Consider the following 12,226-nt stretch of genomic DNA (forward strand, 5'->3'; position numbering starts at 1 on the left):
CATCCCGAAAAATGCCCACTTTTTTCGCTCTCTCTATTTTGATCGGAAGGGTCATTTTCAGAGCACGACCGAACTGTTAAATTCGCCTCATTTTATTAACACAAATTCCGATGCTCGTTAAGCCAAAACGCTAAACGAGCATATTCTTTCGGCTTAACGTGTTTAATTTTTCAATGAACACGTTTAGTGATTTCATTAAACACGTTTACCGGATTCGATTAACGTGTTTNCGAGCATATTCTTTCGGCTTAACGTGTTTAATTTTTCAATGAACACGTTTAGTGATTTCATTAAACACGTTTACCGGATTCGATTAACGTGTTTAGAATTTTTGCTTATGGTGTTGATTCTTAGGATTTTGAGTCTTTTTGCCCTGTTTTTGTCATTTTTCGGCTGAAAAACAAGTTAGGATTCATTTACAGATAGGGGTGTTAAAATTCACACCAATTAACGCGAAAACAAGGCATGAAAACGATCGGGAGGAGAAAAGTTCGGAAATTCGCGATATTTCATAATAGTTTAATATATAGTAGGATAGGAGTTTTTCTGATCGCTGGACATGGACGACAGGACAAAATCTCTCCTTCTCGGTAGCCGGTTTTGCCGGCTCCATTTTTATATAAAAGCTCCCTCTGGTAAGACCTGCATTTTCTCTCTTTTTCCGAACCTTTTTGGGATAAAAAATAAGAAGGTCTCAAAGGAAATTCCTCTGAGACCTTCTCATCGTTTGTTCTATATTTCAGAACTATTTTGTCTGCTGAACGGTTGCGTAGATAATCTTACGCGCATCAGCCTCTCTTAGCTTTTGTTTTACCTCAGTTACGATACCCATCTTAGTAGACTCGTCTGTTTTCAAGACTGTCGTCATAAGAGCTGCATCCTCTTCGTTCTTTGCTGCTTTTTCTTGAGCAATAAAGTCGAAGATATCACTTGGAGAAGCAAACTCATCATTCAGCTGAATTTGAGTTTCAGTACCGTACTTTGCTTGATACATAGACATAGGCTTACCCATGTAGATGTATGTTGCAAGCGACTTCTTCTCCAACTTTGTTATTTCTGTTGCAGCAGGTAGCTTCACCTGAACCATCATAGTTACTTCACGGATAGAAGTTACCATCATGATAAAGAATAGGAATGCAAATACCAAGTCAGGCAATGACGCAGTGTTCAATTCGGGCATTTCTCGCCCGCCACCTTTTAGAAATTTACTCATAACTTAGATATTTATTTTTTCTTGCCTCCGTACTCTTTCGGATTTGCTTCGGAGATTTTTTGTGGATAGAGTTCTACAAGAGCATCAAGCTGTTCCGGAGAAAGCTCTTCAAGTGTCTTGCCCCACTTGTTACGCGCAAAGTCCGCACGCAACTCGTTATAGGCTCTCACAAGAATGTTCTGAACAGTGATGTAGTCCGCATACTTTGTGTCCACATTATTAGTTACCGATATCACATGACTCTTGGTTACTTTCATAACGCCAAGCAATGGGATCTCCTTGTCTTCTCTTTCAGGAAGAGTAGGATCATCATTGACGTTAAGGACGAACTCTTTTACCTTTTCTCCCAAACGGCTAAGCTCGATCTCTTCACCGTTACAGAGAACACGTCCGTCTGTGTTCACCAATACTTTAAGCATATTCCTTCTGTTGATGTCCAACTCTATATCTTTTTGATCAGGGGGAAGCGCAGGCGGAAGCGAACGCAAGATCCCTTTATCCGATCCCATAGATGTTGTTACCAGGAAGAATATAAGTAACATGAAAGCGATGTCGGCGGAAGAAGATCCGTTAATTCCGGGAGTTTTTCTTTTTGCCATAATTATTCTGCTTTATATGTTACGTCTTACTTCTTTATGAATAGGTTCTTGATAGCACCAAATAATACTCCGAGGATAGAGAGGCAGATAAGTGCATACGTAGAGTATAGAAGCATATCGGTTCTCTTCAACCAAGTCGGAATGTTATACTGTTGGAAGTCTTGACTCAAAGGAAGCGGATCTGCACTACCTACTGCATAAGTGATACCCAATAGCGCTGCAAAGAGTACCAATATAACTACTGTGCGTATTGCTTTCTTGGGTGAGTTTTTGAAACTGCTAAAGAACGCTGCTAACCCGAATAGTAGTGTTGCAAGCACGGCAATGATAGCCAACGCGTATGTCCAATACAGCAAAGCTCCGGTATAGACGGGCTCCGGTTTGGCAGCCGCAGGGTCAACATATCCACCGAAGTAGAATAGCCCCATGACTATCACCGAGATAGCTGCCACTACAAGGAGAGTTATGCTCGATGTTTTTCTTATTTTAGTTACTGCCATGACGGTCTATTATATTATCTCTTAAACTTTAGGTTATACTTCACGATGAAGTCAACAATACGGATAGAAGCATCTTCCATCTTGTTTACAATGCCTTCAAACTTAGAAAGAAGGTAGTTGTAGAATACTTGAAGGATAAGAGCTACTACAAGACCACCGATAGTGGTGATAAGAGCGATCTTCATACCGGAAGCTACAACTGTTGGAGAGATGTCGCCGGCCTTAGCGATGTCGTCGAATGCTTGAACCATACCAACCACTGTACCCAAGAATCCAAGAGATGGAGCCATTGCGATGAAGAGTGTGATCCAAGAAAGGTTCTTTTCCAAAAGACCTGCTTGTACACCACCGTAAGAAACGATAGAACGTTCTACTACGTCCAAACCTTGGTCGATACGAAGAAGTGCTTGATATGCAATAGATGCAACAGGACCGCGAGTGTCGCGAGCAATATTTTTAGCTGCTTCTACATCTCCTTTATCTAGAGCCGATTCAACCTCTGCAAGGAATTTGTCATTGTTTGTGTCGGCAAGATTGAGATAGATGATTCTTTCCAATACAAATGCCAAACCGAGGATAAGAGTGATGATTACCAATGACATAAATGCAGGACCACCCTCAATGAACTTTGTCTTAAGCTCTTGGTGAAATCCGCCTTCTACCATTTCTGCTTCAAGAGTAGCAGGAGCGGCATCTTCTGTTGGAGTATCCACAGTTTGAGTGGTTTCCTGTGCTACTTGATCTTGGGCACTTACTACCTGAGGTAGGGCTAGAGTAAAGAAACCCATCAATGCGATACTAGCTAAAAATCTTTTCATTGTGCGTTTGTTTTTAGATTAGAGATTTAAATTATTTGTTGTTTATTCCTTTATTTCACTGTGGGTTTACTCATTCAACCCTTTGCGGAGAGAAAGGGATTCGAACCCTTGATACGTTTTGCGTATACACGCTTTCCAGGCGTGCCTCTTCAGCCACTCGAGCACCTCTCCTTGTTATCTGTGTGATGTCTCACACCATACAGAGTACAAATCTATGTTTTTTAATTGACATACGCACTATTTTGGGCTATTATTTCTTTCACTTCTGAAGAGGAAGTGTTAAACAAGTCCAAATCAAAACAGTGTTGTCAAGTCTCTAAGTTAAATAATTTAACCGAATTGACCAATAATTGTGCGGATACTTCTGCTTCCGGTTTTCGGTATATTATTGATAACTCACTGATAATCCGATGTAAGTATGAAGGCTCATTTCGTTTGCCTCTGAACGGAACGGGAGAAAGATATGGCGCATCCGTTTCTATTACCACTCTTTCGAGCGGAATGGAGCGAGAGAGAAAGTCGCGCAGGTCGGAGTTTTTGAATGTTACCACTCCGCTTATTCCGACAAAGGCATTGGTCTTGCTGTCTATCCGTTTCAGCTCTCCGGCAGTTCCGGTAAAGCTGTGAAACACACCGGTGCATCTCCCTTCTCCTGCCTCTTTATAAATATCTATGGCGTCTTCCACCGCACTTCGGGTATGGATACTGAGGGGCAGGTTGTACTCCTTAGCCCATTCGATCTGTGTGGCAAATGCTTCCTGTTGATGCTGTTTGAAGGTGGTATCCCAATAGTAATCGAGTCCCACTTCGCCCACTCCGTAGTAGCGGGACAGGGTTGGAACTTGAAGCTCTGCCCGGACAAATGCCAGCTCTTCTTTGTAGTTTTCATCCACAGATGTGGGATGAAGACCCATCATCGGCAGTAAAACTTCCGGGAACTGCCTTACAGACTCTTCGAGTTCGGGGAATGAACTTCTATCTATATTAGGAAGAAGCATCCGGCCGATGCCCGACCGCATCGCTCGTTCTACGACATCGGGAAGATCCTCTTTGAATGCTTCTCCGTAGAGATGCGTGTGTGTATCTATTATGCGAGATGATTGCATTGTTATATCTATGCTTTTGCTGAGTCTTGGTGCAGGGTGTTCATTGGTAATAAGGCTTTTGTTTACTTCTCAAAAGATGAGGCTTTGAGACATCTGCCGAACCTGTTTATTTTTTGCTCTGAACGTTGATGAAAGCTGCACCGAACGGGTTAAAAAGTTGTATTCAAAGTTTGAATCCTGAAAAACAAGTGCTGAATTTTGCAAATCAAAGCCCGATTTCGGGAAATCGAGTCTTGATTGCAAAATTTTTTTATGTTTAAGAGAAGATTTGAACAGGTTAAAAAGAAGATTTGAACCTGTTCAGATCCGGTTTCGGGCTTATGGAGGAAAATGCGTTGTCGTTCTCTCTGTCTCGACGGATTCCCGATGGTGTTCATTCGGAGGCTCTCCAAGAGGATCAGTGATTTCTCTCCGAAAGCGATCGGATCATCTTTATCAATTCATCAAGAGGTGCTCTGTTGGGTACATCAAGCTCTTCGGAGAGAGAGACTGCCTGCTTGGAGAGCCCTTGTATCATGTCTCGGATCAGCTTGTCTACCTCATAACGCACATAAAATTCCTTTACACGCTCTATCCGTTTGCTCTTATCTTCGGTTGCAAGAGCAGCTTCCCATGCTTTGGTTTCTCCTCTCGACTCTGCGATTTTTGCCGTCTGAATCATCAAGAACGTCTTTTTGCGCTCTATGATGTCTCCACCTATCGGTTTGCCGAAGGTTGCTTCGTCTCCGAAAGTGTCCAGATAGTCGTCTTGGAGCTGGAAGGCAAGGCCGGTGGTTACTCCTATTTGATAAAGAAGCCGGGTATCTTCTTCGGATGCTCCGGCGGCTATTGCACCCAAGCCGAGTGCGCCTCCCAAGAGGACGGATGTTTTAAGCCGGATCATCTCCATGTATTCGTCTACACCTACTTCGGTTGCGTCTCTTCTCTCAAAGTCCATATCGTACTGCTGACCCATGCACACCTCTCTGGCTGTCCGGGAAAACATCTCCTGCAAACGGCGGAAGTCGGATGCTTGAGAGCGGGCTAAGATTTCGTATGCCAATACCAACATGGCATCTCCGGAGAGGATCGCGGTGTTGGCATCCCACTTTTTCCAGACGGTTTGTCTGTGTCTTCGTGTGGCGGCATCGTCCATCAGGTCATCGTGCAGGAGGGTAAAGTTGTGAAACACTTCCACTGCAGCTGCCACGGGATAGGCTTCCGTGTCCGGTTTTTTGCCGCCCATCATTTCGTAGGCTTGCAGTACAAGTCTCGGACGGATGCGTTTTCCGGGTACTTCCAGAGTGTATGAGATGGGGAGGAAGAGGGTTTGAGGTTCTTCTTCAGGGATCAGACTTAGCAGATATTCCTCGAAAGGGATTTGGGAAATTGAAGATGTCATAAGTAGTGAATATTATAGTTGTGGGGCAATGAGCCTGCAGACAGAACACCACATCTTTCTGAATATAGAGAGTTGGCTCCATCTGTTTAGCGGCTCTTTATAGGCATTTTTCATATCTTTCTCCATATCCGCCACGAGAGACGAGGCAAGATCGGAGTTGTATATGATACCTGTTATTTCAAAGTTGTGTTCAAGGCTTCTGGCATCCAGGTTGGCAGACCCGACGATGCATATCTCTTGGTCTATTACCATAATCTTGGAGTGGTTGAAACCCTTTGTGTATCTCATGATTTTGATGCCAGACTTGACCATTTCTTCCGTATAGGAGAGCATCGCAGGAGTAACAAAACGTACATCCGCAATGTCCGGTATAAGGATCTTTACCTCTACGCCGGCAAGAGCCGCTCCTATGAGTGCTCTGTTGAGAGGCTCCGGAGGAAGGAGATATGGCGTTACGATGTGTATGCTTCTCTTTGCCGTCAGAAGTGCTTTTGTCATTACTTGTTGCAAGATGAACCACTGATCGGTGGGAGAAGTGGGGAAGAAGAGAGCCGGAATGCTTGGAACGGAAGCCGATGAGTCCGTTTGTGTTTCTGTGTCGTAGATGCTTTTCGGGAGGAGTCGCCGTGTTGCGATGTACCAGTCTACCATGAAAGCATTCTCCAGAAGCTTTACACCGTCTCCCTCTATCCTGAAATGGGAGTCTTTCCACACGCCCGATTTTGTGCCATGTATATATCTGTCGGCAACGTTCATTCCCCCGAAATAGCCTGTTTTACCATCTATCACCACTATCTTTCTATGGTTGCGGTAGTTGGCTTTATTGGTTAAGAAGGGGAAGACTACGGGTAAGAACGCTCCCACTTCCACGCCTCCCTGTTTCAATTCTTTCCAAAAAGCTCTTTTGGTTTTAAGGCTTCCGAGGTGGTCGTAAAGGACTCGCACCATGACGCCTTCGGCTGCTTTTGCGATGAGAGCCTCCTTGAGACGATGCCCGATATTGTCATCCACAATGATGTAATACTGGATATGGATGTGGTGCCTGGCTTCTTTGATGTCCTGCAGAAGTGCTTCGTACTTGTTTTTTGCCTGAGTGAAAAACTTAATATCCGAGATGGTCGTGAGAGGTACGCCCAACTGCTTCTCCGGAATAGAGAAGATACTTTTGTAGGAGTCGTTGTCTACTTCTACCTGCGGAGGGAGTTCCCCTCTTCCGGGGTAGTCCATAGACATTATTCTTTGAAAGCGACGGAGCGGAATAAGAGGCTTCCCCCTGAACTCTATCCCAAAAAAGAAGTAGAGAAAAAGACCCACGGGAGGCACGAGTATAAGCACAAGAATCCAGTTTACCGCCTTTAACGGCTGGCGGTTTTGGCTGATGATGACAAGAATGACGCCGAGAACCAGAAAGAAATAGAACAGCTGCCAAAATAGATCCAACGAACTATTCGTATCAAATAAAAAGTAACTCATACGCGCTCTACTCTGTTATTTCATGGGACAAACAGTATGCTGAAATTGACCGACCCATACACCTTATGGCTGTAAAAGCAGGGATGAGAAGAGAAAGAGATTGTGCCCGGATGCTCTATAATAATGGTACTCCCGCTGTGCACTATCCCATGCTTTATCAACAGGTCGGGTATCTCTTCTATATTGTCAAGGGCATAAGGTGGATCGGCAAAGACGATGTCGAAACTCCCTCTTCTGCTCTCGATGAAGCGGAAAGCATCGGATAATATCGGGCGATACGCAGGGTCTTTCAGGGTATCGGCGAGCTTCTGAAGGAAGAGATAGTGTCGCTTATCCTTTTCGACCGCCACCACGGAGCGGCATCCTCTCGACAGGAATTCCAATCCGATGCTCCCCGTACCTGCAAAGAGATCCAAAACACTCTTTCCATCCCAATCGAAGATATTCTCCAGAACATTGAACAAATTCTCTTTGGCAAAGTCCGTTGTAGGACGAGCTTTGAACCCGGAAGGTACTTCAAAGCGACGTTTGCCATATTTTCCGCGTATTATTCTCATGTTCTTATTGCAGATAAAGGTGGTACATCTCTTCGGGAGAGGTGTATGTCGTGTACTCTTTTATCCTTTCGCCGAAGTAGAGAGAAAGGGTCGGGCTATCCGCTCCTTCCGCCCAAAGCGTCAGCGAATCGTTATGTGCATTCATTCCCAAGCCTCTCCATATTCGTGTCAGATGGTATATGGCATCTTCTGCATGGGGAGCAATGACACTGTTTCCAAGTAGCAACTTCCCCTGTTCCGCGGCTGCAATGTTGAGACTACCGCCGGAAAAAGCAGCATATACCACCTTTGAACCTGTCGTCAGAGAGGCTTCCACCGATTGTCGGATAAGCTCCGCAAGGATATGATGATAGCTTGGATTGGAAAAAGAGCGCAGTCCGAGGCTGTAAAGAGGTTCGTCCATGGAGAAGCTCATCGCCATTCCGCCGTTGTGCGGTATGCGTAAGATCAGCTCTTTTTTCTCTTCTGCGTCTTCCGTCAGAGCGTGTTGAGTAAAGCCCAAAGTGCTTTTCTGAGACAGCTCTTCCGGCATCAGCATTACCTCTAAAGGCTCCACGAAGATTTTTGTGGAGTGGAAAGGCAGTGAGAGGGGAGTGTGCAGGAACAGCACTTCCTTTACTTGCTCCGAAAGAGAGAGCGATAGCGTGCTTTCGGGAAAAGGAGTGCTGAAAGAGACCAAAAGAGCCGAGCTCTCTTTGTCTCTCGCATAAAAAGAAAGTCCATCCGTTGTGATGCGGATGGACGTATGAAGTTGTTGAGACTTTTGTGGATGTATATCCGCTAACTCTACCATATACCAATGTATGTGATAAGCAATCTCATTAGAATTCTTTTTCCCAGTTTCCTGCGTAGTTGTTGACTTCAACAAGAGAACCAACCTTTAGACCGGGGAACTTTTCCAACTTTTCAGTTCTGTCTTTAAGGTTCTTAAGCTGATGCTTATCGAGGTCTCCCAAGTATACATCGTAGTCCACAGAGGCTTCAAAGATACGGATGTCGAAACCGGAAGCAGTTTTAACACTTGCAGTATCCATTTTGAAGCTGGCGTTTGTTCCCGGAACTATGCCGATGGAAGAGACGTCAAAATTTTCTCCGAAAAGAGCAAGCTTCGCATTTGCCCAAGTGGTATCACGAAGGAAATACTTGTTTTCTCCATACACAAGACCTTTTTCTGTTGCTTCTTTCCAGTTTCCTGTTGCACGAGCTTTGGCTGTGATGGCGGCTGCAGATGCTTCTGTAAGACCGTCTTCACGTTGTTTTTCTGTAAGTTCACCCTCTTTCAAAACAGTAGGAATACGTCCATTGTTCAGGAAGTCTTCCAGCTCCGCAAAATTAGCGGCATGTCTGTTGTATTGTGTCTTAAAAGAGATCTGTGCTGTACGAATGTCTATCAGTCTCTCGATAATAGGTTTCTCACGTTCGGTCTTTTTCTTTTTGAAGTTGATAGGCGTGAGAATACTCATAGCAGACACGTAAGCCAAGCCAACGATGGCGGCTACCAATAAAATTTTGACTATTACTTTCATGCGGCGTGTATATTGTTTATTTTTGTTCTTTCCGAGGAGTCTCTTTTTTTGACATCCAAAGACAAAAGTAGTAAACTTATTCCAATCCTTAAAGGGTCTTGAATTAAAAAATAGTATCCTATGATTTTGCCTTCCGGTTTTGGCTTCCAATTTAACCATTTTTTTGGACATGAGATGTCTTCTTCTCAAAAAAAGGCTCTTTCCTCACTGCTTTCCTATTTTGAGAATGCGCCGGATGGCGCTCTTTTTGTTCTCAAAGGGTATGCGGGGACAGGCAAGTCCAGTCTTGTGGGAGCCCTTTGCAGGACGCTGCTTTTCTACCATAAACCGGTGGTTTTACTGGCTCCGACGGGTCGGGCGGCAAAGGTGCTCGGAGGATATTGCTCTGTATCGGCATACACCATTCACAGGGTTATATACAGGCAGAAAAGGGTTTCGTTTTTGGAAGAAAGGTTTGACAAAGACAGAAACAGCTATCCGGAGGGAACGGTGTTTATCGTAGACGAAGCTTCGATGATAGGGAACGAAGAGGATGTGTCCGGGATGTTCGGATCGGGCAGACTGCTTGAGGATCTTCTGGATTTTGTATTCTCCACACCCGGTTCAAAGGTTGTCTTCATCGGAGATGATGCTCAGCTTCCTCCGGTGGGTACTACCATCAGTCCGGCTTTGGATGTCGAATTTTTGAAGGCTTACTGTTCGGAGATTCACTCCGCCGTGCTTACGGACATCGTTCGTCAGGCTGAGCAGAGCGATATTGTCCGTTTGGGCGCACTGCTTAGAGATCATATCTTGCTGTTGCAACAGGAGCTTTCGGCTACGGGAAGCACGGAACACGTTTCGCCACTCTCGCCTATACCATTCGTTCCACAGAAAGATGGAGATGTGTCAATACTTAGAGGGGAGGAGCTGCCTGAGGCTCTGGATCGCTCCATGAGGGATCATTCGGTGGACGATGTAGTGGTCGTTACTCGCTCCAATAAGGATGCCGAAGCGTTTAATGTAGAGATACGCCGTCGGCAGTTCGACTATGAGACCGCTCTTGTTCAGGGTGAGCGTCTCATGGTGGCGCGGAACAACTACTTCTATTTCCCCGGATGCGAAGAGGAAAAACAGAGACGAACCCCCACCCGATTCTCTGCAAATGGAGAGGTGCTTACCGTAAAACGGCTGGGCAAAGTGCGAGAACTCTACAACTTTACCTTTGCAGACGTGACGCTCGAAACCGAAATGGAAGAGCAGTTTGAAGCAAAAGTGATCATGGACAGCCTGCTCAATGCTTCTCCCGCACTCTCTCCGGAACAGCGACAGGAGCTGTTCGATGAAGTGCGGCAAGACTATCCGGAGCTGACCACTAAGGCACAACTCTATCCGGTGATGCGACAACACCCCTATCTGAACGCTCTGCAAGTGAAGTATGCCTATGCCATGACGTGCCACAAATCGCAGGGAGGGCAGTGGAGGGATGTCTATGTCTACATCGGTTATCTCACAGAGGAGATGATGTCGCTGGATTTCTACCGTTGGCTCTATACGGCTGTAACGAGAGCTACGGGGCATCTCTACTTTGTCAATCCGAGTAAGCTGCTGTTCGAGATAGAGGAGTAAGTGTTGTCAGACTCGCTTCGTCGGAGAGGAAGATGTGGGGGATAAAATGCTTCTCCGGATTGAGAAAATTTCCCGAAAAGAAACGACAAAAATATTGTTCCGGATAGAGGGCGGACGGCTCTCTATTTTTATATATTCCATCCCGAAAAATGCCCACTTTTTTCTTGCTCTCTATTTTGATCGGAGAGGTCATTTTCAGAGCACGACCGAACTGTTAAATTTGGGTCGTTTTATTAACACAAATTCCGATAGCTATTAAGCCAAAACGCTAAACGAGCATATTTTATCGGCTTAACGTGTTTAATTTTTCAACGAACACGTTTAGTGATTTCATTAAACACGTTTACCGGATTCGATTAACGTGTTTAACCAAAATCATTAAGACTCTAATAATCAGCATTCTATCTGTTTTTGCTCTAAAAAGCACCTAAAAAGGCAGATTTCTCTATTAAGAAATATTTGCGAGCGTAGGCGTTGAAATTCACACCAATTAACGCGAAAAAGCCCCATGAAATGGACTGAGAAAAATTTTTTCTCAAATTCGGGCTCTTTTGTAATGGCTTATCTTATAGTACGTTATGGCTGGTTGTGGAATTATTTCTGTTTTAAGATCATCTTGGAGTGGCTCAAATCCTCTTCTCTTGGCAGATTCATTTTTATATAAAACATCCTCTGTTCACCCTTTCTATTCTTGTGGGAAAAGTGCTTGCGATGGAAAGGATGAGGGGTTGTTATATGAGTCTTAGTGCCCGGCTGTGAAAGTGTGATATTTTTTGATGCCAAGAGTGAAGAGCCGAGAGGTATAAAAAGAGGGCTTTTTTGTGTTAATCGACCCTGCTTGAGGTGCTATCGAGATATAGGAGAGAGGGAGGCTTTGCTGTTGATAGCAGTATCTTAAAAGATTGGAAGGAATAGACCGGATATTGAGAGGTGCAAGGTCTTGCCACTGCTTACAAAGCTTCACAAGATTGAAAGCGACAGTCCGGGTATCGAGATGTGCGAAACGGCTCTCTTTTTTCGTCTCGTTTGGAGATTTTGAGATGGCTTTTCCAAGAAACAGATCTGGTTGGGGCACCATTCTTGGCTTTTAAGAGGAGGCTCAATAATGGTAGTGCAGTGCGCTAAAAGGGGAGATTGCAATGGATTTTTCACAAGTCAATATCTCCCTTAATGTGTTGTGTTTATCACCGGTTTGGGGTTATTTGTTCTGCTCTTCGGTAACATTTTACTCTTTAACAAGGTTGCTCTCCATCGGTTGAGGCTTCTCCATTTTTCTTTACGATAATGCTTTCTTCTTTGATAGATGCTCTTTTGTCTTGGAGTAATGATTACGCTCTTCTCTCTTTAGCTCTGCTTTGCCTTTCAATGGTAGATTTTGTATGTTGGGTTAAGGGTTGTCCGTTTCTGTCCTCGGTTGTGTTTTCTTCTTTGATGGAGACTCCTTT

Annotated in this window: 11 protein-coding genes and 1 tRNA gene; 1 reads left to right on the top strand and 11 read right to left on the bottom strand. The window is 44.6% G+C overall.

Annotated features, from left to right (window positions below; genetic code table 11):
* Positions 1–745: 745 nt before the first annotated feature.
* From JT26_RS02075 to JT26_RS02125, 11 genes are all read right to left on the bottom strand, one after another.
* Complete coding sequence (locus JT26_RS02075; protein ID WP_036791401.1) at positions 746–1,213, bottom strand: biopolymer transporter ExbD; 468 nt, start codon at positions 1,211–1,213, stop codon at positions 746–748.
* A gap of 11 nt (positions 1,214–1,224) precedes the next feature.
* Positions 1,225–1,815, bottom strand: coding sequence for a biopolymer transporter ExbD (locus tag JT26_RS02080; protein ID WP_152565504.1), 591 nt, complete (start codon positions 1,813–1,815; stop codon positions 1,225–1,227).
* A gap of 23 nt (positions 1,816–1,838) precedes the next feature.
* Positions 1,839–2,312, bottom strand: coding sequence for a hypothetical protein (locus tag JT26_RS02085; RefSeq protein WP_036791406.1), 474 nt, complete (start codon positions 2,310–2,312; stop codon positions 1,839–1,841).
* A 14-nt stretch (positions 2,313–2,326) separates the two neighbouring features.
* Positions 2,327–3,130, bottom strand: coding sequence for a MotA/TolQ/ExbB proton channel family protein (locus JT26_RS02090; protein WP_036791408.1), 804 nt, complete (start codon positions 3,128–3,130; stop codon positions 2,327–2,329).
* Positions 3,131–3,215: 85 nt separating this feature from the next.
* Positions 3,216–3,301, bottom strand: a tRNA-Ser gene (locus tag JT26_RS02095).
* 137 nt (positions 3,302–3,438) lie between these two features.
* Positions 3,439–4,236 (bottom strand): TatD family hydrolase, encoded by a 798-nt coding sequence (locus JT26_RS02100; RefSeq protein ID WP_036845549.1) that lies wholly within the window; start codon positions 4,234–4,236, stop codon positions 3,439–3,441.
* Between the two features lie 397 nt (positions 4,237–4,633).
* The gene (locus tag JT26_RS02105; RefSeq protein WP_036791412.1) at positions 4,634–5,617 is read right to left on the bottom strand and encodes a polyprenyl synthetase family protein; all 984 of its coding nucleotides are present in this window, start codon (positions 5,615–5,617) and stop codon (positions 4,634–4,636) included.
* 12 nt (positions 5,618–5,629) lie between these two features.
* Positions 5,630–7,090, bottom strand: coding sequence for a cardiolipin synthase (gene cls, locus JT26_RS02110; protein ID WP_036845551.1), 1,461 nt, complete (start codon positions 7,088–7,090; stop codon positions 5,630–5,632).
* A 20-nt stretch (positions 7,091–7,110) separates the two neighbouring features.
* Entirely contained in the window at positions 7,111–7,647 is a 537-nt protein-coding gene (locus JT26_RS02115) for an RsmD family RNA methyltransferase (protein WP_036845553.1), read from the bottom strand.
* Between the two features lie 4 nt (positions 7,648–7,651).
* Positions 7,652–8,440: a DUF3822 family protein gene (locus JT26_RS02120; RefSeq protein WP_036845555.1), complete on the bottom strand. Its 789-nt coding sequence runs from the start codon at positions 8,438–8,440 to the stop codon at positions 7,652–7,654.
* Positions 8,441–8,468: 28 nt separating this feature from the next.
* Positions 8,469–9,173, bottom strand: coding sequence for a hypothetical protein (locus JT26_RS02125; RefSeq protein ID WP_036791422.1), 705 nt, complete (start codon positions 9,171–9,173; stop codon positions 8,469–8,471).
* Positions 9,174–9,347: 174 nt separating this feature from the next.
* On the opposite strand from JT26_RS02125, the gene JT26_RS02130 reads away from it, so the two are divergent.
* Positions 9,348–10,781, top strand: a complete 1,434-nt coding sequence (locus JT26_RS02130) for an ATP-dependent RecD-like DNA helicase (protein WP_235300005.1) — start codon at positions 9,348–9,350, stop codon at positions 10,779–10,781.
* Positions 10,782–12,226: the final 1,445 nt, after the last annotated feature.

Origin of the sequence: Porphyromonas sp. COT-108 OH1349 (genome assembly GCF_000768755.1) — a bacterium.
Taxonomy (GTDB): Bacteria; Bacteroidota; Bacteroidia; order Bacteroidales; family Porphyromonadaceae; genus Porphyromonas_A; species Porphyromonas_A canoris.